This window comes from Actinomycetospora sp. NBRC 106378 (assembly GCF_030269685.1).
Lineage (GTDB): Bacteria > Actinomycetota > Actinomycetes > Mycobacteriales > Pseudonocardiaceae > Actinomycetospora.
In genome coordinates, this window is record NZ_BSTT01000001.1 from 455849 (window position 1) to 477710 (window position 21862).

A 21862-nucleotide genomic window follows, 5' to 3' on the forward strand; every position below is an offset into this window, starting at 1 on the left:
GTCAGTTGCCCTCGCCCTGGGTCCCGGTGGTGCCGCCCGCGGTCCCGGTGGATCCCGTGCCCGTCGTCGTGGTCGTGCCGGTGCCGGCCGTCGTCGGCGTCCCCGCTCCTGCTCCCGTCCCGGACGTCAGGACGCCGGGGAGTGCGATCGTCGGGGCACCCGTGGCCCCCTGCCGGTTCTGCAGCAGGCCGAGGATCTGGTTGATGTTCGTCGTGCCCGGGTTGACCCCGAGCAGGTTCTGCAGGAGCGACTGCAGCGAGAGCTCGACGGTCACGTCGATGTTCGCGTAGTCGCCCTTGATGACGTTCAGGGAGTTGTCGGCGAACGGGATCGTCAGCAGGATCTGCAGCGAGCCGGGCAGGGCGTCGCCGGAGGCGACCAGGTTGCCCAGGATCGGCTGCAGGGCCGTCAGGTCCGCGACGGTGTTCTGACCGGCCCGGTTGATGACGTCCGTCCCGACCACCGAGAGCCGCTGCAGGGCCTGCAGCGTGCCCACGAGCAGGCCGCGCTGCTGGTTGAGCACGTCGAGGCCCGGCTGCAGGTTGTCGATGACGTTGGCGATCTTCGCCCGCTGGTCGGCCAGCGTCTTGGCGAGCCGGTCCACCGAGTCGAGCGCCCGCACGATGTCGGCGCGCTGCTGGTCGAGCGTCCCGACGAACACGTTGAGGTTGTCCAGCAGCGCCCGGATCTGGCCCTCGTTGCCGGAGAGCGCGTTGTTCAGCTCCCGGGAGATCGTCTGGATCTTCTCCACACCGCCGCCGTTGAGCAGCAGCGAGAGGGCACCGAGGACCTCCTCGACCTGGGCTCCGACGTCGCTGCGGTCCAGCGGGATCACCGCGCCGCTCTGCAGCCGGCCCTGCGGGGCCCCGATGGCGGGGTTGCCCAGCTCGACGAACTTCTCGCCGAGGAGGCTGGTCTGGCGCAGCCGGGCCATCGCGTTGGCCGGGAGCATCACGTCGCCGTTGACCGACATGGTCACCTCGGCGGTCCAGCCGTCGGGGGCGAGCCGCACCTCCCGGACGACCCCGACGGGGACGTCGTTCGTCCGCACGCTCGCGTTCGGCACGAGGTCGACGACGTTCGTGAAGAGCGCCGTCACGTCGTAGGGGTGGTCGCCGAGGGAGGCCCCGCCGGGCAGCGGCACCTCCTGGATCGACTGCAGACCGCAGCCCGAGAGGCCCACCGCCGCGACCAGCGCGACGACCGCGAGCTGCCAGGCCCGGCGGATGCGAGACGTGGTGGTCACCGTCCTCCTCCCGAGAGAGCGGAGATGAGGCCCTGACCGGGCGCCGTCGGCGCGGTCTGGTCCTGGGACGCCTGGCGCTCACCGAGCAGCTGCGTGGCGTTGCCGAGCGTGTTGGCCGCGAGCGGCGCGACCACCCTGTTCTGGTCGAGGAGCGCCGCCAGCTGCTGGAACGGCTGGAGCGCGTTGTTGAGCGCGGTCACGCCGGCCTGCGACTGCGTGGCGCACTGCACCTGCCCGGCGAGCAGGAGCGGCGGGAGCGGCGTCCCTGCCGGGAGGTTGGGCAGGAGGCCGCCCCCGAGCAGCGAGCAGAGGAGCTGCTCGCGACTGATCGGCGGCAGGCCGAGCCCGGGCGCCAGCACCGGCCGCACGTCGAGCGTGTCCGAGCTGGCGTTGAACGAGTTCGTGAGGTTGCCCAGGGCCAGCGGGGCGACGTCGGTGACCTCGGCGAGTGCCCGGCTCTGGCGCACCAGGATGTCGGTGATGCTCGCGAGCTGACCCACGTCGGTCCGCAGGCCGTCCCGGTTCTCCCGCACGAAGGACGCCACGTCCTCGAGGGCGGGCGGCAACACCTGGAGGACCTGGGAGAGGTTGCCGCGCTCCGCGGCGAGGAAGCCCGAGATGTCGGCGAGCTGGTTGTTCAGCAGCCGCACCTGCCCGTCGTTGCGGGCGAGCATGTTGGTGAAGACGCCGAGGTTGTCGACCGTGGCGAACAGGTTGCCGCGGTTGTCCGAGAGCGTCCCGACCGCCCCGGCGAGCTCGGTGATCGTCTGCTTGATCGCCTCGCCGTTCCCGCCGAGGGCGTTCGCCGACGAGCGGAGCAGGCCGTTGAGCGCCCCGTTCTGGTTGGCACCGTTCGGGCCCAGCGACGTCGCGAGCTGGTTCAGGCTCTGGTAGACGCGGTCGAGCTCGACCGGCACCGCGGTGCGCTGGACGGGGATGACGGCGCCGTCGTTCATCATCGGCCCGCCGGTGTAGTTCGGGCCGAGCTGGACGTAGCGGTCCGAGACCAGGGTCGGGGCGACGATGACGGCCTTGGCGTCGGCCGCGATCGGCACCCGGTTGTCGACCTTGAGCTCGACGCGGACCACGTTGCCCATCGGCGTGATGTCCTCGACGGTGCCGACCGGGACACCGTTCACGTCGACCGTGTTCTTGGTGTAGAGGCCGACCACGCTCGTGAAGTAGGCGGTGATCGTCCGGGAGCTCCCGCGCTGCAGCGCGTACCAGAGCCCGCCGGTCGCCACGAGCGCGACGATCAGGACGATCGCCAGGGTCCGGGCGAAGCTGTCGAACAGCGTCGTGATGCGCGTGGTCACGGGTCAGCCCCCTCCCTGGGTCGGCTGCTGGGGCTGGGCCGGGGCCTGGGCCGGCGCCTGGGCCGTGGGTGCCTGGCCGACCGCCGCCGGGTTGATGAGCGGGATCCCGCCCGGGAACAGCGTGTTCAGGTTGACCCCCGACGCCTGGCCGGCCTGCAGCAGCGGGCCGCCGAGCTGGTTCACCGCGTTCGTGATCGCGGCCGGGTTCGGGTTGGTCAGCCCGCCGAGCAGGCCGCCCACGAACTGCTGCTGGGCCGCGGTGTCGTTCGGGTTGCAGCCGAGGTCGCCCGGCGGGTCCAGGTTGCAGATGTAGGCGTCGAACCAGCGGCCGTTGCCGACCACGTTCGCGAACACCCGCACGAACGGCGCGAGCAGGCGGATGCCGTTCTCGAGGTTCGCCGAGTTCTGCTGCAGCGTCGTCAGGACGCCGTTCAGGCTGTCCAGCGTCGGACCGAGCGTCGCCCGGTTGTCCGCCACGAGCCCGCGGAGCTGGTTCGACAACGCGATCGTGCCGTTGAGCAGATCGTCGATCGCGGCCTTGCGGCTGCGCAGCTCACCGAGCAGCAGGTTGCCGTTCTGGATGAGCACCTCGACGTCGCGGTTGCGGTCCGCCAGCACCTGCGTCGTCGCCCGGGTGTTCGCCAGGAGCTTCGCGAGCTGCTGGTCCCGGGACGAGATCGTCCGCGACAGCCGGGAGAGGCCGTCGAGGGCGGGCCGGATCGGGCCGGCCGACCCGTCGAGGGTCTGCGACAGCGTGTTCAGGCTCTCGCCGAGCTGGTCGGTGTTGAGCCCCTCCACCGTGGTGGTGAGGTCGGAGAACGCCTGGATGACGTCGAAGGGCGCCGTGGTGCGGCTCCGCGGGATCGACACGTCCGGGTCCAGCGGCTGGGAGCCCTCCGGGTCGAGCGCGATGTACTTCTGCCCCAGCAGCGTCTTGATCTCGATCGAGGCGCGGGTCTGGTCACCGATCCAGGCGTCCGGCGCCTTGAACGAGATGACCACGTCGTTGCCGTCGAGCGCGACGTCGGTGACCGAGCCGACGCGGATGCCCGCGATCCGGACGTCGTCGTCGGGCTGGACCCCCGCCGCCTCCCCGAAGCGGGCGGTGTAGGTCGCCCCCTGCCCGATTAGGGGCAGGTCGCGGATGTTCAGCGACGCGAGGACGAGCAGCACGAGGACGAGCAGGCTCACGGCGCCGATGACGATGGGGTTCCGCTTGCGGAACGGCTTCAGCCTCCTCATCCCGAGCACCGCGCCGCATCGCTGATCACGCCGACCGGCAGGTCGATCTGGAGCGGGTTGGGGATCGGGAGCTGGACCGGCCCGGGCAGGGTCGTGTCGATGCGCACCCCCGCCTGGCACAGGTAGAAGTTGAACCAGGACCCGTAGCTGCCGGCCCGGCCGAAGTTGTTGGCCTTCTGCGGGATGTTCCGCAGCGCGTTCTGCACGAGGCCCCGGTTGCGGTTGAGGATGTCGGCCTCCTGCCCGAGCTTGACGATGTCGTCGCGCAGCGGGGGACGGGCGTCGGCGAGGAATCCGGCCGTGACCTGCGTGAGGTCGGCGATCGGCTGCAGCGTGGAGCCGATGGCCACCCGGTCCTGGGCGAGGCCGCTCACCAGCTGCTGCAGCGACACGATGAGGCTCGAGAGCTTGTCGTCGCGGGCGTTCACGGTGTCGAGCGTCAGGTTCAGGTTGTCGATGACCCGTCCGATGACGGCGTCGCGGTCGGCGATCGTCGAGGTCAGGGAGGCGGTGCTGGCGAGCAGCTGGTTGATGTTCCCGCTCTCGCCCTGCAGCACCTGGATGATCTCGAAGGACAGCTTGTTGACGTCGTCCGGGCTGAGTGCCTGGAACAGCGGCTTGAAGCCGTTGAAGACCACCGTGAGGTTGAGCGGCGGCTGGGTCTGCGTCACCGGCACCACGCCGTCGGGCTGGAGGTACTGGTTCATCGGGCCGTTGCCGCGCTGGATGTCCAGGTACCGCTGCCCGACGAGGTTCTGGTACTTGATCGCGTACCGGGCACCGATCGGGAGCTTCCGGGTGTCCTCGACGGTGAACGACACCTCCGCGACCGACCGGTCGACCACCTGGACGTCGGACACGCGACCGACCCGGACGCCCGCGATCCGCACGTCGCTGCCGGAGATCAGGCCGGACGCGTCGGTGAACCGGGCCTTGTAGGTCTCGGTCGAGGCGAAGAAGTTGTTCTGGATGGTGCCCAGGAGGAGCACCACCGACAGCACGGTGACGATCGCGAAGATGCCCAGCTTCACCAGCGGGGCGACCACGCCCCTCATCGGAGCTCCACCGTGGTGCCGCGCATCGTCGCGCCGGTCAGGTAGGGCGCGAACGCAGGCACCTGGGACGGGGCGACGCCCATCTGCATCGCGGTCAGCTCGGTCACGAGGCTGCGTTCCTCCGGCGAGTTGGGCGTGTTCGGCAGACCGATGTTCGCGGCGTCGATCCGCGCGGCCCCCTGCCCCGCGGTGGGCGCGGGCGCCGTGCTGGTGCCGGGGGTGTCGCCGCCGGTGCTCTGCGGCGTCGCGACCCGCGTCTGCACCCCACCGTTGTCACCGCCGGTGTTGGCCATGTCCGCGTTGCTCGCCGCCGGCGGGGCGAACGACCCGTCCGCGAACGGTCCGCCCGGCGGGTACTGGGGGGCCTTGCCGTTCACGATGTAGCAGCGCGGCCCGCGGGTGTCCCGATAGGCCGGGGAGTCGCTCGGCACGTACTTGCCGCGGTCGATGACGATCTCCGCGGCGATCTGGATGCCGGTGTCCGGCTTGAGGACGTCGTTGATCTTCGGGGTGAGGTCCGTGAGCTGCTGGAACAGGCACGGGAACTCGGGGCTGTAGCGGCGCAGGAGGTCCAGCACCGGGTACGACCGGGCCGCGAGCTCGATGATGTTCGCGCGGTTCGCCGCGAGGAACGTCGTCGTCACGTCCGAGGCCGAGGTGACCGACCGGAACGTCGACTCGAAGGCCGCGCGCTCCTGGACGAGCGTGCGGCTCGTCGTCACGAGGTTGTCCAGGGCGGAGAGCAGGTCCGGCAGCGCGGCGTTGTAGATGTCCGCGGTCGGGGCCAGCAGGCGCAGGTCGTTGATGAGGTCGGGCAGCGACGGGTTGATCCCGGTGAGGAACTGGTTGAGCTGCACCAGGGTCTGACCGGTCTGCGTGCCCCGGCCGGAGAGGGCCATGGAGATCGCGCCGAGGGTGTCGGAGAGCTTCTGCGGCTCGACCGCCTGGATGACCGGGAGCAGGTTGTTCAGCACCTGCTCGGTCTCGACGGCGTTCTGCGACCGGTCCTCGCCGATGAGGTCGCCGCCCTGCAGGCGTCGCGGCGTCGGGTTCGGCGGGATCTCGAGCGACACGTAGCGCTCACCGAACAGCGTCTTCGGGATGAGGCGGGCCGTGACGTTGCTGGGGATCGCGGTCAGCGCGTCCGGGTCCATCGCCATCTCGACGGTGGCCTTCTGCCCGTCCGAGGAGACCGACCGGATCTCGCCGACGATCACGCCGCGGACCTTGACGTCGCCCTGCTTCGAGAGCTGGTTGCCGACCGTGTCGGTCTGCAGCGTCACCATCTCGACGGGCTTGAACACCTTGTTGAACTGCGCCAGGCAGAGCCCGACCACGAGCGCGATGATCAGCAGCAGCGCCACCCCGTAGAGCCGGCGGCGGGTCGAGGACAGCGGCGGGCGGAGGTCCTTCGTCGGCGCGGTCATCCGGCGATCCGGACCGACGTCGTGGTGCCCCAGATGGCGAGGGTGAGCAGGTTGTCCAGGACGGTGAAGACGACGATCGAGTTCCGCACCGCGTTGCCGACCGCCACGCCGACGCCGGCGGGCCCGCCGCCGGCGTTGTAGCCGTAGTAGCAGTGGATCAGGATGATCGCGAAGGCGAAGACCAGGACCTTGGCGAACGAGTAGACGACGTCCTCGGGCGGCAGGAACAGGTTGAAGTAGTGGTCGTAGGTGCCCGAGGACTGCGTGTAGAAGTTCGTCACCAGCAGCCGGGACGCGAGGTACGAGGCGACCAGGCCGATCACGTAGAGCGGGATGACCGCGATGAAGCCGGCGATGACGCGCGAGGTCACGAGGAACGGCAGCGACGGCACCGCCATGACCTCCAGCGCGTCGATCTCCTCGGACACCCGCTGCGCGCCGAGCTGGGCCGTGAAGCCGGCGCCGACCGTGGCCGACAGCGCCAGCGCCCCGACCAGCGGTGCCACCTCACGGGTGTTGAAGTACGCCGTCACGAAGCCGGAGAAGGCCGAGGTGCCGATCTGGTTCAGCGCCGAGTAGCTCTGCAGACCGACGACGGACCCGGTGAAGAACGTCAGGGTCGCGACGATGACGACGGTGCCCCCGATGAGGGCGAGCGCGCCGGAGCCGAAGGCGACCTCGGTGAGCAGGCGCAGCACCTCGCGCTTGTAGCGGCGCAGGGTGCGGGGAATCCAACCGATCGTCTTCGCGAAGAACGCCGCCTGGTCCCCCATCGTGTCGAGAACGCCCAGGGGGGCGTCCACGAGCGCGCGGGCGCGACGCGTGATCACTGCCATCGTGATGTGTCTCCGGCTGGGTGGGGAGCGAGCCGCATGAGGTGGTCCGTGCCTAGAACTTGTTCGGTGGGACGAGGTTCAGGTACACGGCCGTCACGATCACGTTGATCGCGAACAGGAGGATGAACGTGATGACCACGGCCTGGTTGACCGCGTCCCCCACGCCCTTCGGGCCACCGGAGGGGTTCAGCCCCCGGTAGGCCGCGACGATGCCGGCGGCGAGGCCGAACAGGGCCGCCTTGATGAAGCCGACCAGCACGTCGCTGGGCTTCGACAGTGCCGAGAAGCCCTGGATGTAGGCGCCCGGGGTGACGCCCTGCAGGACCACGTTGAAGTAGTAGCCGCCGGCGACGCCGACGATCGAGACGAGACCGAAGAGCAGCGCCGAGACCAGGATCGCGGCGAGGACGCGGGGGACGACGAGGCGCTGGATGGGGTTGATGCCCAGCACCTCCATCGCGTCGATCTCCTCACGGATGGTGCGGGCGCCGAGGTCCGCGCAGACCGCCGAACCACCGGCGCCCGCCACCAGCAGGGCGCAGATGACCGGTGCGGCCTGCTGGATCACCGCGAGGGTGCTGGCGGCGCCGGAGAACGACTGGGCGCCGAACTGCCGGATCAGCGATCCCAGCTGCAGCGAAATGACCGAACCGAACGAGATCGAGACCAGTGCCGCGGGCAGGATGCACACCCGCGAGATGAACCAGCACTGCTCGATGAACTCCTTGGTCTGGAACGGCCGCTGGAAGATGCCGACCAGGATGTCCAGACCGAGGGCGAACAGCTTGCCGGTGGCCGACAGGGCCCCGGCGCCGGGGAAGCGCCCGGCGGTGATGCGCGAGGTCACGAGTCGCTCCGGCGGAAGAGTCGGCGCAGGCCGCCCTCGGAGCGCTGGCCCGACCGTCCCGACGACGCCTGCCCCGTGCCGCCGGCCGCCTGGCCGCCGTCACCCTGTCCGGAGCCGTCCCCGGTCGATGCCGCCCAGCCGCCGCGCTCGTCCCCGCGCGACGACTGCTCCTGCTGCTGGTCCTGCTGCTGGTCCTGCTGCTGGTCCTGCTGCCGGGCGACCGGAATCTGCTCGGTGCGCTGCTCGTCGTCGGCGTCGGAGGCGTCGGAGGCGTCCTTGTCCGGGTCGGTCCCGGTCTCGTCCTCGGCCGTCTCGGTCATCTCCGAGCTCGAGCCGGACGCGTCCTCGGGGGCGTTGCCGCTCTCGTCGGCCTTCTCCTCCTCGGACTTGGTGTGCTCACCGGCCTGCGGGAGCACGACCGTGCCGCCGGCGTAGTCGTCGACCGGGACGCCGACCAGGGGCTCGTCGGACTCCGGGGGCTCCGGCGGGGCCTTGCGGGCCTCCGCGTCGCCGTCGGGGTCACCCGAGCCGGGCTCGCCGCTCTTGCCCTCGGGGGAGCCCTCGACCATCGACTCGGTCTCGTTCTCCTCCATCGCCTGGTAGCCGAACGGGTCGGCGTCCTCCGGCGGGTTGTCGCGCGTGAGCTCGATCAGTTCCGTGCGGTCCTGGTCGCGCGAGATCCCGTAGCGCTCCATGTCCTCCTCGGTCAGCGACTCGAGGATCGCCGTCTGCGCCTTCTCCGGGAGGGTGTGGAGGATCTGCATGACCCGGTCCTTGCGGCGCTGCACCGCCTTGCGCTCACCGAGGCCCTCGGTCGGCAGCAGCTGCGGGTCGATGAACGACTCCTCGGACTCCGCGGAGCCGCCCTGCTTCTTCAGCTCGGCCATCTCCGCCTCCATCTGGGCGGAGTCCTTCTCCTCGGACATGCCGATGGGGCCGATCCGGCGACCCTGCAGGAACTGCTGGACCACGGGCTCCTCGGAGGTCAGCAGCACCTCGCGCGGGCCGAACATCACCAGGTTCTTCCGGAACAGCATGCCGATGTTGTCGGGCAGCGACCGGGCGGTGCCCAGGTGGTGGGTGACGATCAGGATCGTCGCGTCGAGCTGGGTGTTCAGGTCGACGATGAGCTGGTTGAGGTAGGCCGTGCGCACCGGGTCCAGACCGGAGTCCGGCTCGTCGACCAGGATGATCTCGGGGTCGAGCACCAGCGCACGGGCCAGGCCGGCGCGCTTCTTCATCCCGCCGGAGATCTCGCCGGGGAGCTTGTCCTCGGCGCCGCTCAGACCCACCAGGTCGAGCTTCTCCATGACGATGTCCTTGATCTCGGACTCGCCCTTGCGGGTGTGCTCACGCAACGGGAACGCGATGTTGTCGTAGAGGTTCATCGACCCGAACAGCGCGCCGTCCTGGAACAGCACCCCGAACAGCTTGCGAATCTCGTAGAGCCGCGACTCCGAGCACCGCACGAGGTCGGTGTCGTGAATGAAGATCGAGCCCTTCTCGGGCTTCAGGAGACCGATGATCGACTTCAGCAGGACCGACTTACCGGTACCCGACGGTCCCAGCAGGACACTGACCTCGCCCGCCGGCAGCGTCAGCGTCACGTCGGACCAGATGTTCGAGCTCCCGAAGGACTTCGAGAGGTTCTTGATCCCGACCTCGACGCCACCCATTGCGTTCCTCCCGGCCCTGGTGTCCGAACCTCGCCGTGTCACGGACCGACCGTGGTTCCCACGGCCCATCCGAGGTGTGCGCCCGATTACGGCGCGACGGCCCGAGGAGTCGGGCATCACAGCGACAACGACCTGCGCGACGGGAGGTTACTGGACGGGTAACCCCGGTCACCCGTCAGGGATACCTCTCCGTACGGCCGTGCCGGGTTCGGGGCATCCGGGCGAACGCACCCCGGAATGCTCTGGTCCGAATGGTCCAGGAACGACGACGGGGCGGGGTCCGTGTGGACCCCGCCCCGTCGTGGCGGTGACGGCGCGACCACCCCCGACGGGGACGGGCGCCGTACCGAGCGCTCGGATCAGCTGAGGCTGACCTTGGCGCCGGCCTCCTCGAGCTTCGCCTTGGCGGCCTCGGCGGCCTCCTTGGCGACACCCTCGATGATGGGCTTCGGCGCGCTCTCGACGAGCTCCTTGGCCTCCTTGAGGCCCAGGCCCGAGACGACCTCGCGGACGACCTTGATGACCTGGATCTTCTTGTCGCCGGCGGCCTCGAGGACGACGTTGAACTCGTCCTTCTCCTCCTCGACCGGGGCGGCGGCACCACCGGCGGCGGGCGCGGCGGCGGCGACCGGCGCGGCGGCGGTGACCTCGAAGGTGTCCTCGAACTTCTTCACGAACTCCGAGAGCTCGAGCAGCGTCATGTCCTTGAAGGCGTCGAGCAGCTCGTCGGTGGAAAGCTTCGCCATGGTGGCGTCCCTCTTTCTTCGTTCAGGGGGTGGTGTCGGGGATCAGGACTCGGCAGCGGCGGCGTCGGCCGACTCGACCGCGGCGACGGCCTCCTCGGTGCTCCCGCTGCCTTCGGCCGCGCGCTTGTCCTGCAGGGCCTGGGCCAGGCGGGCGATCTGCGAGGCCGGGGCGTTGAACAGGCCGGCGGCCTTGGCGAGGTTGCCCTTCATGGCGCCGGCGAGCTTCGCCAGCAGGACCTCGCGGGACTCCAGGTCGGCCAGCTTGTCGATCTCGGCGGCGGAGAGGGGGCGCCCCTCCATGTAGCCGCCCTTGACGACGAGGGCCTTGTTGTCCTTCTGGAACTCGCGCAGCGCCTTGGCGGCGTCGACGGGCTCCCCGGACACGAAGGCGATCGCCGTCGGACCGACGAGCAGGTCGTCCAGTCCCTCGACCCCGGCGTCGGCGGCAGCCCGCTTGACCAGGGTGTTCTTCGCGACGGCGTAGTTGACGTCGGAACCCAGCGAACGACGCAGCTGCGTGATCTGCTTCATCGACAGGCCCCGGTACTCGGTGACGACCATGGCCGAGGCGTCGCGGAACTCCGCGGCGATCTCGGCGACGGCGGCCACCTTTTCGGCGGCCGGTGCACGTTCAGCCATCCGCGCCTCCTCTCCTCACTCGGGCGTTCGGACGGGTGGCTCCCCCGAGAACGAAGAAAGCCCCGTGCGCAGGCGCACGGGGCTCGATGTCGAGGCGGGCCGGGGCCCGCAGCTCATCGCTGCCTCGTCCTCCTGCGTGGGCCGTCCGCCGGAGCGGACCTTCGCCCTCCTCGGTCGGAGCCGGGGAGGAGACCGACGGTCTCGGGTGGAACTCGGTGACGATGCCGGCGGGCGTACCCGCCGGGGTGTCTTGTCCAGGATACGCGACGGCCCGGGGCACCCCGACGAGCGGGGTGACCCGGGCCGACGACGGGTGCGGAGGGACTCAGGCCTCGGTGGAGGTGAGGTTCCGCGTGCGGTTCGGGTCGACCGGGATGCCGGGGCCCATCGTCGTCGTCACGGTGATCTTCTTGACGTAGCGCCCCTTCGCGGCGGACGGCTTCGCCCGGAGGATCTCGTCGAGAGCAGCCCCGTAGTTCTCGACGAGCTTCTCGGCGTCGAAGCTGGCCTTCCCGATCACCAGGTGCAGGTTGGCCTGCTTGTCCACGCGGAAGTTGACCTTGCCGCCCTTGATGTCGGACACGGCACGGGTCACGTCCGGGGTGACCGTGCCGGTCTTCGGGTTCGGCATCAGGCCGCGCGGGCCCAGGATGCGGGCGACGCGACCGACCTTGGCCATCTGGTCCGGCGCGGCCACGGCGGCGTCGAACTCGAGCCAGCCGCCCTGGATGCGCTCGATGAGGTCGTCCGACCCCACCACGTCGGCACCGGCGGCCTCGGCCTCGGCGGCCTTGTCACCGGTGGCGAACACGATCACCCGGGCGGTCTTGCCGGTGCCGTGCGGGAGGTTGATCGTCCCGCGGACCATCTGGTCGGCCTTGCGGGGGTCGACCCCGAGCCGCATGGCGACCTCGACGGTGGCGTCCATCTTCGTGGAGGAGGTCTTCTTCGCGAGCTCGACCGCCTCGAGGGGCGCGTAGAGGTGCTCCTCGTCGATCAGCTCGGCGGCCTGACGGTAGGCCTTGCTGCGCTTCATGCTCTGTCCTTCGTACGGAAGTGGATCAGGTGTGGTGACGGGCGGCGCACGCCCTCCCACGGGATTCCGGCGGGTGGTCTCAGCCGGAGACGGTCAGGCCCATCGACCGGGCGGTCCCGGCGATGATCTTCGCGGCCTGGTCGAGGTCGTTCGCGTTGAGGTCGGCCATCTTGGTCTGCGCGATCTCGCGGACCTGGGCGTCGGTGACCGAGCCGACCTTCTTGGTGTGCGGCGTCGGGCTGCCGGACTGGATCCCCGCAGCGGCGAGGAGCAGCTTCGCGGCCGGCGGCGTCTTCAGCGCGAAGGTGAAGGAGCGGTCCTCGTAGATCGAGATCTCGACCGGCACGACCTGACCGCGCTGCGCCTCGGTGGCGGCGTTGTAGGCCTTGCAGAACTCCATGATGTTGACGCCGTGCTGACCCAGCGCGGGGCCGACCGGCGGGGCCGGCGTGGCCGCGCCCGCCTTGATCTGCAGCTTGACGACCGCGGACAGTCGCCTCTTCTTCGGGGGCATTCCTGGGACTTCCTCACATATCCATCGGGACTCGCCGCACGGGACCGGACTCCCGCGCGGACGACTAAATCTTCGACACCTGGTTGAAGCCGAGCTCCACCGGGGTCTCGCGGCCGAAGATCGACACCAGGACCTTGACCTTCTGGGCGTCGACGTTGACCTCGGAGATGCTCGCCGGCAGCGTCGCGAACGGCCCGTCCATGACGGTCACCGACTCGCCCACCTCGAAGTCGACCTCCACCGGCGCCGGGCCGCGGGTCGAGCCGTCCGCGGCGGCGGCGCTCTCGGTGCCCTTGGCCTTCTTGGCCGGGGCCTCCTGGCGCGGGAGCAGGAACTTGACGACCTCGTCGAGGGTCAGCGGCGAGGGCCGCGACGTCGCCCCGACGAACCCGGTGACGCCGGGCGTGTTGCGCACGGCGCTCCACGAGGCGTCGTTGAGGTCCATCCGCACCAGGATGTAGCCGGGCAGCACCTTGCGCTGGACCTGCTTGCGCTGCCCGTTCTTGATCTCGGTGACCTCCTCGGTGGGCACCTCGACCTGGAAGATGAAGTCCTCGACGTCGAGCGTCTGCACGCGCGTCTCGAGGTTCGTCTTCACCTTGTTCTCGTAGCCGGCGTAGGAGTGCACGACGTACCAGTCGCCGGGGGCGAGGCGCAGCGACTCCTTGAGGGCCGCGACCGGGTCCTCGGGCTCCTCCGGCTCGGCGGGCTCGGTCGGCACCACGACGGGGGCGCCCTCGGCCTCGACGACGGCCTGGTCACCGGTGCCTGCAGCCTGCGACGGCAGGTCCTCGGGCTCCTCCTCGGGGGTCCCCCCGAGGGCCTCGCGAGCCGCGGCGAGGTCGGCCTCCGGGTCGACCTCGTCGTCGCCCTCGGGGACGTCGCCCTCCTCGCGGGCCTGCCTGGCGGCCCGGGCGACCTCGGCGTCGTCGAGGGTGGCCGGGGCCTCCTCGGTGCTGAGGTCGGAGCCCTCGCGCACGATCACGCCGCGCGTGCGGGCCTCGCCCACGAGCTCGGGCTCGCCGCCCTCGGGCCCGGTGGCGGGAACGTCTGCGGAGGTCACTTCTACTCTCACTTCCTTCGGGTGCACGGCAGGTCGCCGCGCTCGGTACCGGCCGCGGCCGGTGGGCGGGCGGTCAGCCGAACAGCGTGAAGGTCAGCTTCTGGAACCCGACGTCGAGCAACCCGACCAGCGTGACCATGAAGGCCACGAAGACCAGGACGACCGCCGTGTACACGACGATCTGCCGGCGGGTGGGCCAGTGGACCTTGCGGAGCTCGGCGACGACCTCCCGCAGGAAGCGGCGCAGCCGTGCGACGACCGATCCCTCGGAGCCCGAGGGACGTCCGTCCCGCGACGGGGTCGCGCCGCCCTTCGTGGCGACCGATCCGGTCCCGCCGTCCGCGTCCGCGGCGCCCCGTCGGCGCCGGCCGGCGGCCGTGGTGGGACGGGCGTCGGCACGCGCGTCGTCGCCGTCGGGCCGATTGGCCCCCCGGCCGCTGCGCTCCTCGCTCACTGTTCCGTCCTCACCCGACCACCCGTCCGCGGAACGCTCGGCGGCCGGCACCGGGCGCCGTCTGCATTCCTGCACCGTCGCACTGCAGGGGCGACAGGACTTGAACCTGCAACCTGCGGTTTTGGAGACCGCTGCTCTGCCAATTGAGCTACGCCCCTGTGGCGGCCCGTCGGGGGCCGCCGGGCGAGGAGGACCCGGACCGGACGTACACACGCCGAACCGAGGACTGAACGCCCTTCGACGTCCATGCTACGGCACCCCGTCACCCCGGTTCCGACGGCCCCGGGCGCAGCCGGACGCGCCCGTGCGCACCCACCGGGCCGCGCGACCTCCCGCGGGAAACGGCGTGCGCCCGCGTGGGAGAATCCCATGACATGACCGCAGTCACGTCCTCGTCCAGCTCGACGCCACCGGGAGGCCTCTCTCCCGCCGCCACCGACCGGCGCATCTCCGAGCGCATCGGGGGGATCGCGGAGTCGGCGACGCTGGCCGTGGATGCGAAGGCGAAGGCGCTCAAGGCCGCCGGACGTCCGGTGATCGGCTTCGGCGCGGGCGAGCCCGACTTCCCGACCCCGCAGCCCGTGGTCGACGCCGCGATCGCGGCCTGCAGCGACCCGAAGAACCACCGCTACACCCCCGCCGGCGGCCTGCCTGAGCTCCGCGAGGCCGTCGCCGCCAAGACGCTGCGCGACTCCGGCTGGGAGGTCGCCGCCTCGCAGGTGCTCATCACCAACGGCGGCAAGCAGGCCGTGTTCGAGGCATTCGCGACGATCGTGGACCCGGGCGACGAGATCCTGCTCCCGGCGCCGTTCTGGACCACCTACCCCGAGGCGGCCCGCATGGCCGGCGGGAACCCGGTCCAGGTCGACACCGACGCCTCCACCGGCTTCCTCCCGACCGTCGAGTCCCTCGAGGCCGCCCGCACCGCGCGCACGAAGGTGCTGCTGTGGTGCTCGCCGTCCAACCCGACCGGTGCCGTCGCCCCCCGCGAGCTCGTCGAGGCGGTCGGGCGCTGGGCCGCGGAGCACGGGATCTGGGTGATCGCCGACGAGATCTACGAGCACCTGGTCTACGACGGCGCCGAGCACGTGTCGATGCCGGTGGCCGTCCCCGAGATCGCCGACCGCTGCATCGTGGTCAACGGCGTGGCGAAGACCTACGCGATGACCGGCTGGCGGGTGGGCTGGCTGATCGGGCCGACCGACGTCATCAAGGCCGCCGCGAACATGCAGTCCCACATCACCTCGAACGTCTGCAACGTGGCGCAGCGCGCCGCCCTGGCCGCCGTCACCGGGTCCCTCGACGCGGTCGCGGAGATGCGGGCCGCGTTCGACCGGCGCCGCCGCACGATCGTCGAGATGCTCTCGGCCATCGACGGCGTCGACTGCCCGACGCCGCGGGGCGCCTTCTACGTGTACGCGGACGTCCAGGGGCTCCTGGGCCGGGAGCTGCGCGGGGAGCGCCCGAAGACCTCGGTCGACCTGGCGGCGGCGATCCTCGAGCACGCCGAGGTCGCGGTGGTCCCGGGCGAGGCCTTCGGCACGCCGGGCTACTTCCGGCTCTCCTACGCGCTCGGCGACGACGACCTGCGCGCCGGGGTCAGCCGGATGGCCGATCTGCTGGCCGAGATGTCCTGAGATCCTCGTTCCCGGACGACGGGTCGGGGCAGGTCGGCGGGCGGAGCGCGGGTGCGGTGGTCGTGGCGGTCGGTGCTGGTCGGATTCGTGGCCGCGGGCCTGGTGGTCGCCACGGCGGCGCCCGCGACCGCGCGGGAGGCCGACCCCCCGTCCGCGTCCTACGTGGCGCTCGGTGACTCGTACACCGCCGCTCCCCTGACCGGGACGAACGCGGGCGCGCCCGTCGGCTGCTTCCGGTCGCGGAACGACTATCCGCACCTGGTCGCGGAGCGGCTCGGCACGGACCTCACCGACGTGAGCTGCTCCGGCGCGACGGCGGCGGCGTTCGCCACGGCACAGCGCACGGACTCCGGGACCAACCCGCCGCAGTACGACGCGCTCGGCGCCGGCACCCGGCTCGTGACGATCGGGATCGGCGGCAACGACATCGGCTTCGCCGAGATCGTCCGCGCGTGTCTGTCGGCCCTGCCGTTCGGGTCGCCGTGCCGCGACCGCTTCACCGCGGGCGGGGTCGACCGGCTGCGGGAACGCGTCGCCGACCTCGGCCCGACGCTGGCGTCGGTGCTCCGTGAGGTGCACCGGCGCGCTCCCGGCGCGACGGTGGCGGTGGTGGGCTACCCGTCCCTGCTGCCGGCGTCGGGCGCGGGCTGCTACCCGCTGGTGCCGATCGCCCCCGCGGACCTCACCTACCTGCGGGGTGTCCTCACGACGCTGAACGGCGGCCTCGAGCGTGCGGCCGACGAGGGCGGTGCGGTGTACGTGGACACCGCCACCCCCTCGATCGGCCACGACTTCTGCCAGGCGCCGGGTGTGCGGTGGGTCGAGGGGCTCGTCCCGCTCGCGCCGGCATTCCCGTTCCACCCGAACGCGGCGGGCTCGGCCGGGCTCTCGCGCGCCGTGGTGTCGGCCCTGGCGGACGGCACCGAGGGGTATCGAGGGGTGAGGACGCCCTAGCGGGCGCGGACGACCGCGACGGCCTTGCCCAGGACGGCCCTGCCGTCCGGGCCGAGGGCGGTGACACCGAGGGTCACCGCGCCGTCGTCGTCGACGGCCTTCACGGTGGCACCGAGGGTCACCGTGGCGCCCGCGTCGTCGTCCGGGACGACCACGGGGCGGGTGAAGCGGGTGGAGAACGAGCGCACGGCGGCAGGGTCGCCCGCCCAGTCCGCGACGAACTGGGCCGCGAGCGCCATCGTCAGCATCCCGTGGGCGATGACGCCGGGCAGGCCGACCGCGGTGGCGGTGCGCTCGCTCCAGTGGATGGGGTTGAGGTCGCCCGAGGCGCCCGCGTAACGGACCAGGTCCGCCCGGGTGAGCGTGACCTCGTGCCCGTCGAGCGCGTCGCCGACGGCGACCGCCGGCAGGCTCACGCGTCCTCCCCGGCGCGCCCCACGAGGGTGGCGGTGCTGACGAGCACCGGCCCGCCGTCGGGGTCGGTGACGTCGCAGCGGAAGGTCACGACGTCGTTGCCCGCGAGCTCCTTGATCTCGGCGACGCTCACGACGGTCGTCAGGACGTCGCCCGCGACGACCGGCCGGTGCAGCTCGAAGGCCTGGTCGCGGTGGACGACACGGGTGAAGTCGAGGCCGAGCTCCGGGTCGTCGACGACCTCGCGGGTCGCCTCCCAGGTGAACACCACCGGGAAGGTGGGCGGGGCGACGACGTCGTCGTGCCCCGCCGCCCGCGCGGCCTCGGCGTCGGTGTGGACCGGATCGGTCGCACCTACGGCCCGGGCGAACTCACGGACCTTCTCCGCTCCGACCCGGTAGGTGCGGGGCGGCCAGGTGCGACCGACGAAGGACGCGTCGAGAGCCACGGGGCGGCCCGCTCCTAGCGGGTCTCGCGGTGCCCGCGGTGCGTGCCGCAGTGCGGGCAGAACTTCTTCAGCGTGAGCCGGTCGGGGTCGTTCCGACGGTTCTTGCGCGTGATGTAGTTACGGTTCTTGCACTCCTCGCACGCGAGCGTGATCTTCGGGCGCACATCGGTTGCCGCCATGGGAGTGTCCTTTCGAGAACTACGACTGCGTCTGTCTGAGTAGCGGTGGCCGGACTTGAACCGGCGACACAGCGATTATGAGCCGCTTGCTCTGCCACCTGAGCTACACCGCCACGGCATGACGAAACCGGCGGGTCGATCCCCCGCCGGTCTCCTCTCGCCGAGCCCCTTTACGGAATCGAACCGTAGACCTTCTCCTTACCATGGAGACGCTCTGCCGACTGAGCTAAAGGGGCCAGTCCTCCCGCCGGATCAGGCCGCCCCGGGGGAACCGGGAGCCGTCTCTGCGGGCGGTGACCAGCGTACAGGGCCGCCCTCGACTCCCTGCGCGGCACCCCCTGCCTCGGCGAGGGCGTCGAGCCAGCTCTCCAGGCACCCCACCGGGAGCGGCTTGGAGACCAGGTAGCCCTGCGCGACGTCGCATCCCATCTCGGCCAGCGCGGTGCGCACCGCGGCGCTCTCGACGCCCTCCGCGACCACCGTGAGGCCCAGGGTGTGACCCATCTCCACGATGGCCCGCACGACCGCGACGTCCCCGGACTCCGTGCCCATCCCCAGCACGAAGCTCTTGTCGATCTTCACCGTGTCGACCGGCAGGCGTCGCAGGTGCGCGAGCGAGGACTGCCCGGTCCCGAAGTCGTCGACGGCCAGGCGACAGCCGAGTGCGTGCAGCCGCCGCAGGGCCGGCAGGGCGTGGTCGCGCTCCGCGGAGACCCCGCTCTCGGTCACCTCGAGGGTCAGCAGCTCGGGCGGCACCCCGTGGCGGGTGAGCGCCGCGGCCACCAGCTCCGGGAAGTCGTCGTCCAGCGACCCGACCGAGAGGTTGACGGCCACCGACAGCCGACGGCCCCGGTCGAGCCAGCGACGGGCCGCGGCGAGCGACTCGTCGAGGACGAACTGGGTGAGCCCGCCGATCTGGCCGGTGGCCTCGAGGACGGGCACGAACTCGTCGGGCAGCAGGGCACCCAGTTCGGGGTGCTCCCAGCGCGCCAGCGCCTCCACCCCGAGCACGGTGCGCCCCTCCAGGGAGACCGTGGGCTGGTAGTGCACCCGCAGGTGCCCGTCGGTGACGGCGGGTCCGAAGCCGCGGATGACGGCGAGCCGACGGTCCGCGCGTTCGCCCATGCTCGGCTCGTAGCAGCGCACCGGGCCCGCACCCCGGGCCGCGGTCAGGGCGACGTCGGCCCGGGCGAGCAGCCGCGAGGCGAGGACGTGGCCGTCGCGCTCACCGGCGAGCCCGGGGACGCCCGCGGCCGCCACGCCCACCAGGACCGGCGCCTCGAACGGGATGCCCTCGAGCACCAGCGGCCGCACGAGGTGCTCGCGCATCTCCTCGGCGCTGCGTTTCGCGGTGGTCGGGTCCACGCCCGCGACGACCACCGCGAAGGTGTCCCCCTCGAGCCGGGCCGCCAGGCGCGCCCCGGGGGCGACGCTCGCGGCCCGCTCGCTGTCGCACACGGCCTCGAGGCGGCGGGCCGCCAGCGCGACGAAGAGTTCGCCCCCGGCGTGGCCGAGGGTGTCGTTGACCTGGTCGAGGAGCCCGAAGGAGACGACCGCGACCGCTCCCGCGCCGTCCCGCACCTCCCGGGCACACGCCTGCAGGAAGCCCGGTCGGTTGAGCAGCCGGGTCTGCGGGTCGCGGTGGGCGTCGCGGCGCAGCCGCGCCTCGAGCCGGGTGTTCTCCACCTCGGCGCCCACCTGCCGGGCGATCGTGGCGAGGAGGGCCAGCTCGCCGCGCACCACCGACGGTCCGGGGCGGCGTCGGCCCCCGCGCCGGCGGGACCGCCCGCGCCCGGGATCGTGGATCTCGACGACGCCGCGGCGGGCGCGCACGACCCGGGAGGAGACCGGCTCACCGGTCACGTCGTAGAGCTCCGGGGCCGCCACCGGCGCGACGAGGACCTCGGTCGCCCCGCGGGCGGACATCCACCCCCGGACGGCCGCCGGAGCGGTGCGGCGGTGCCAGCGCGACGCCCCGCGGGCCGAGCTGAAGGCCTCGTCGGGGGCGACCAGGTCGATCGCCCGCAGCTCGTCGGGCAGCGGCGCCCCCGCGCACTCCACGAGGGACGCGACCGCCAGCACCACCCGGCGCGCGTCGTACCGCACCCGGAGGGCCTCCGCGACCGCCAGGGCCGCCGCCCGGCCGTCGTCGGCGCCCCGACGGCCGGCGTGGGCCGCGAGGGCCCGTCCCACCGCCCCGAGGGTGCGGAGGTCGGAGCTGCGCCGCCGCCGGGCCGCGCGCAGCAGGAGGACGAGGACGGCGAGCAGGCCCGCCGTGCCGAGGGCGACCGCCGCGGCGAGGAGGCCGGCGCTCACCGCCGGTTCCCTCGGGCGGGCCCACGGAGCACGGGACGCGTCGGCACCGACCTCGGCGTCATCGCATCCACCTCCGACCCGTCCCGCGGACGTCCGTCACGTCACCCCATCAGGTACCCGCTCACTCTACGCAAGAATCCGGATGGATCTGGCGCGCCGTACATCACCCAGATGAACCAATCGTGCGTGGTCGATCTGCGAAATACCTGTTGCGCTCACGCTCCGGAGCACGATCGCCACGACCTGGCGTCGCCGCGGCCGTCCGGCGGGCCGGGCCCGCCCCTGGTGGGATGACGGACGGTGGCGAGCGTCATCGACGAGGCGGACGAGGAGGAGCGGATGGCCGCGGGAACACGGGTGACGGCGGGCATCGTCGCGACCGGCAGCGAGTTGCTCGCGGGACGCGTGCGGGACGCGAACGGGCCCTGGATCGCCGAGCGCCTCGGCCGGCTCGGGATCGACGTCACCGAGATCGTCCTGGTCGGCGACCGCCCCGAGGAGATGGAGGCCGCGCTGCGCTCGCTCTCCGGTCTCGACCTCGTGGTGACCAGCGGGGGCCTCGGGCCGACCGCCGACGACCTGACCGCCGCCGTGGTCGCCGACCTCACCGGACGCCCGCTCGAGCTCGACGAGCACATGGAGAAGGTCGTCGGCGACATCATCGCGCGCTTCGCCGACCGCCTCCGGTGGGACGCCGACGCGCTCGCCGAGGCGAACCGCAAGCAGGCGATGGTGCCGCGCGGGGCCTCCGCGATCGCGCCGGTGGGCACCGCGCCGGGCCTGGCCGTACCGCCCGGCGACGACTTCCGGCCGACGGTGCTCGTGCTGCCCGGGCCGCCCCGCGAGGTCCAGGGCATGTGGGACGACGCGGTCGCCTCCGGCCCGATGCAGGCGCTGCTGGAGCGCACGGAGCCGTTCGCGGAGACCCACCTGCGGCTCTTCGGCGTGCCGGAGTCGGAGATCGCCGCCACCCTGCGGGCGGTCGGCGGGCGCACCGACATCACCCCGCTCGAGATCACGACCTGCCTGCGCGACTTCACCCTCGAGGTCGACCTGCGCCGTGCCCCCGGCGACGAGGCCGCCGCGACCGCCCACGACGCCGTCGTCGCCGAGATCGACGCCCGGCACGGGGCCGCGGTCTTCTCCCGGACCGGGGAGACCATCGACGAGATCCTGTTCGACCTGCTCTCCGGGCACACGATCGCCACCGCCGAGTCGTGCACCGGCGGCCTGCTGGCCGGGCGCCTCACCGCACCTGCGGGGGCGTCCGCCCACGTCCAGGGCGGCATCGTGTCGTACTCCAACGAGGCCAAGGCGAACCTGCTCGGGGTGCCGCAGCAGATCCTCGACACCCACGGCGCCGTCTCCACCCAGGCGGTCCGGGCCATGGCCGCCGGGGCGATCGACCGCTTCGGGGTCGACGTCGCGGTGGCCATCAGCGGGATCGCCGGCCCGGGCGGCGGCACCGACGAGAAGCCGGTGGGCTACGTCTGCTTCTGCGTGCGCACCGCGGACGGCGCGGAGATCGTCCGCGACCCGGTCCTGCCGGGGGAACGCGGCGACGTGCGGGAGCGCTCGGTGGTGCTCGCGATGCACCTGGTGCGGCGCATCCTCACGCCGCGCGATCAGGCCGTGAGCTGACGGAAGAACCGGATGATCTGCTCGACCGCCTGGCCGATCGCGGCGAGCACGTTGCGGACCAGGGCGGCGGCGTTGTCCGGCTGGGCGATGACGAAGTAGAGCACGATCGCGACGACGACCAGGATGATCAGGAGTCGCACACGCGGGTTCATCGCGTCCTTCCGCCGGTCGGCACC

21 protein-coding genes, 3 tRNA genes and 1 pseudogene are annotated in these 21862 nt (G+C 71.9%); 3 read left to right on the forward strand and 22 right to left on the reverse strand.

What is annotated here, in order from left to right:
- Position 1 precedes the first annotated feature (1 nt).
- The 15 genes and pseudogenes from QSK00_RS02210 to QSK00_RS02280 all read right to left on the reverse strand — a co-directional run bounded on the left by QSK00_RS02210 (position 2) and on the right by QSK00_RS02280 (position 14255).
- Positions 2-1246: an MCE family protein gene (locus tag QSK00_RS02210; RefSeq protein WP_285586987.1), complete on the reverse strand. Its 1245-nt coding sequence runs from the start codon at positions 1244-1246 to the stop codon at positions 2-4.
- Entirely contained in the window at positions 1243-2562 is a 1320-nt protein-coding gene (locus QSK00_RS02215) for an MCE family protein (protein WP_285586989.1), read from the reverse strand. Before QSK00_RS02215 ends, QSK00_RS02210 begins: the two co-directional genes overlap by 4 nt.
- A 3-nt stretch (positions 2563-2565) precedes the next feature.
- Positions 2566-3804, reverse strand: a complete 1239-nt coding sequence (locus tag QSK00_RS02220; RefSeq protein WP_352231070.1) for an MCE family protein — start codon at positions 3802-3804, stop codon at positions 2566-2568.
- Positions 3801-4859 carry an MCE family protein gene (locus tag QSK00_RS02225; RefSeq protein WP_285586990.1) on the reverse strand — a complete coding sequence of 353 codons (1059 nt, stop codon included), beginning with the start codon at positions 4857-4859 and terminating at the stop codon, positions 3801-3803. Before QSK00_RS02225 ends, QSK00_RS02220 begins: the two co-directional genes overlap by 4 nt.
- Entirely contained in the window at positions 4856-6286 is a 1431-nt protein-coding gene (locus QSK00_RS02230; RefSeq protein WP_285586991.1) for an MCE family protein, read from the reverse strand. Before QSK00_RS02230 ends, QSK00_RS02225 begins: the two co-directional genes overlap by 4 nt.
- Positions 6283-7122, reverse strand: coding sequence for an MlaE family ABC transporter permease (locus QSK00_RS02235; RefSeq protein ID WP_285586992.1), 840 nt, complete (start codon positions 7120-7122; stop codon positions 6283-6285). The genes QSK00_RS02230 and QSK00_RS02235 overlap by 4 nt, the downstream gene beginning before the upstream one ends.
- Positions 7123-7174: 52 nt before the next feature.
- Complete coding sequence (locus QSK00_RS02240; protein ID WP_285586993.1) at positions 7175-7969, reverse strand: MlaE family ABC transporter permease; 795 nt, start codon at positions 7967-7969, stop codon at positions 7175-7177.
- A 509-nt stretch (positions 7970-8478) separates the two neighbouring features.
- Positions 8479-9645: pseudogene (locus QSK00_RS02245) on the reverse strand (ABC transporter ATP-binding protein); the annotation flags it as partial.
- Positions 9646-10004: 359 nt separating this feature from the next.
- Positions 10005-10391 (reverse strand): 50S ribosomal protein L7/L12, encoded by a 387-nt coding sequence (gene rplL, locus QSK00_RS02250; RefSeq protein WP_230756008.1) that lies wholly within the window; start codon positions 10389-10391, stop codon positions 10005-10007.
- Between the two features lie 42 nt (positions 10392-10433).
- Positions 10434-11030: a 50S ribosomal protein L10 gene (gene rplJ / locus QSK00_RS02255; RefSeq protein ID WP_285586994.1), complete on the reverse strand. Its 597-nt coding sequence runs from the start codon at positions 11028-11030 to the stop codon at positions 10434-10436.
- 325 nt (positions 11031-11355) lie between these two features.
- Entirely contained in the window at positions 11356-12066 is a 711-nt protein-coding gene (gene rplA / locus QSK00_RS02260) for a 50S ribosomal protein L1 (RefSeq protein ID WP_285586996.1), read from the reverse strand.
- Between the two features lie 79 nt (positions 12067-12145).
- Positions 12146-12580, reverse strand: a complete 435-nt coding sequence (rplK, locus tag QSK00_RS02265) for a 50S ribosomal protein L11 (protein ID WP_018330885.1) — start codon at positions 12578-12580, stop codon at positions 12146-12148.
- A 64-nt stretch (positions 12581-12644) separates the two neighbouring features.
- On the reverse strand, positions 12645-13589 hold the full coding sequence (gene nusG / locus QSK00_RS02270; RefSeq protein WP_502872008.1) for a transcription termination/antitermination protein NusG: 945 nt from the start codon (positions 13587-13589) through the stop codon (positions 12645-12647).
- A gap of 127 nt (positions 13590-13716) precedes the next feature.
- On the reverse strand, positions 13717-14097 hold the full coding sequence (gene secE / locus QSK00_RS02275; protein ID WP_285587000.1) for a preprotein translocase subunit SecE: 381 nt from the start codon (positions 14095-14097) through the stop codon (positions 13717-13719).
- Positions 14098-14182: 85 nt separating this feature from the next.
- A tRNA-Trp gene (locus tag QSK00_RS02280) sits at positions 14183-14255 on the reverse strand.
- Between the two features lie 216 nt (positions 14256-14471).
- On the opposite strand from QSK00_RS02280, the gene QSK00_RS02285 reads away from it, so the two are divergent.
- Positions 14472-15734: a pyridoxal phosphate-dependent aminotransferase gene (locus tag QSK00_RS02285; protein ID WP_285587002.1), complete on the forward strand. Its 1263-nt coding sequence runs from the start codon at positions 14472-14474 to the stop codon at positions 15732-15734.
- A gap of 51 nt (positions 15735-15785) precedes the next feature.
- Positions 15786-16688, forward strand: coding sequence for an SGNH/GDSL hydrolase family protein (locus QSK00_RS02290; RefSeq protein ID WP_285587004.1), 903 nt, complete (start codon positions 15786-15788; stop codon positions 16686-16688).
- Here QSK00_RS02290 and QSK00_RS02295 read toward each other — a convergent pair.
- The 6 genes from QSK00_RS02295 to QSK00_RS02320 all read right to left on the reverse strand — a co-directional run bounded on the left by QSK00_RS02295 (position 16685) and on the right by QSK00_RS02320 (position 20045).
- Complete coding sequence (locus QSK00_RS02295) at positions 16685-17104, reverse strand: MaoC/PaaZ C-terminal domain-containing protein (RefSeq protein ID WP_285587006.1); 420 nt, start codon at positions 17102-17104, stop codon at positions 16685-16687. The two genes, QSK00_RS02290 and QSK00_RS02295, sit on opposite strands and share 4 nt — an antisense overlap.
- Positions 17101-17550, reverse strand: coding sequence for a MaoC family dehydratase N-terminal domain-containing protein (locus QSK00_RS02300; RefSeq protein ID WP_285587010.1), 450 nt, complete (start codon positions 17548-17550; stop codon positions 17101-17103). The genes QSK00_RS02295 and QSK00_RS02300 overlap by 4 nt, the downstream gene beginning before the upstream one ends.
- Positions 17551-17564: 14 nt before the next feature.
- Positions 17565-17729, reverse strand: a complete 165-nt coding sequence (rpmG, locus tag QSK00_RS02305; RefSeq protein ID WP_018330878.1) for a 50S ribosomal protein L33 — start codon at positions 17727-17729, stop codon at positions 17565-17567.
- Positions 17730-17769: 40 nt separating this feature from the next.
- Positions 17770-17842, reverse strand: a tRNA-Met gene (locus QSK00_RS02310).
- Positions 17843-17892: 50 nt separating this feature from the next.
- Positions 17893-17965 (reverse strand) — tRNA-Thr (locus QSK00_RS02315).
- Positions 17966-17981: 16 nt separating this feature from the next.
- The gene (locus QSK00_RS02320) at positions 17982-20045 is read right to left on the reverse strand and encodes a putative bifunctional diguanylate cyclase/phosphodiesterase (protein ID WP_285587014.1); all 2064 of its coding nucleotides are present in this window, start codon (positions 20043-20045) and stop codon (positions 17982-17984) included.
- Positions 20046-20345: 300 nt separating this feature from the next.
- On the opposite strand from QSK00_RS02320, the gene QSK00_RS02325 reads away from it, so the two are divergent.
- Positions 20346-21686 carry a competence/damage-inducible protein A gene (locus QSK00_RS02325; protein WP_285587015.1) on the forward strand — a complete coding sequence of 447 codons (1341 nt, stop codon included), beginning with the start codon at positions 20346-20348 and terminating at the stop codon, positions 21684-21686.
- On the opposite strand, the gene QSK00_RS02330 is transcribed toward QSK00_RS02325, so the two are convergent.
- Positions 21671-21826, reverse strand: a complete 156-nt coding sequence (locus QSK00_RS02330; protein WP_285587018.1) for a hypothetical protein — start codon at positions 21824-21826, stop codon at positions 21671-21673. The genes QSK00_RS02325 and QSK00_RS02330 overlap by 16 nt on opposite strands.
- Positions 21827-21862 lie beyond the last annotated feature (36 nt).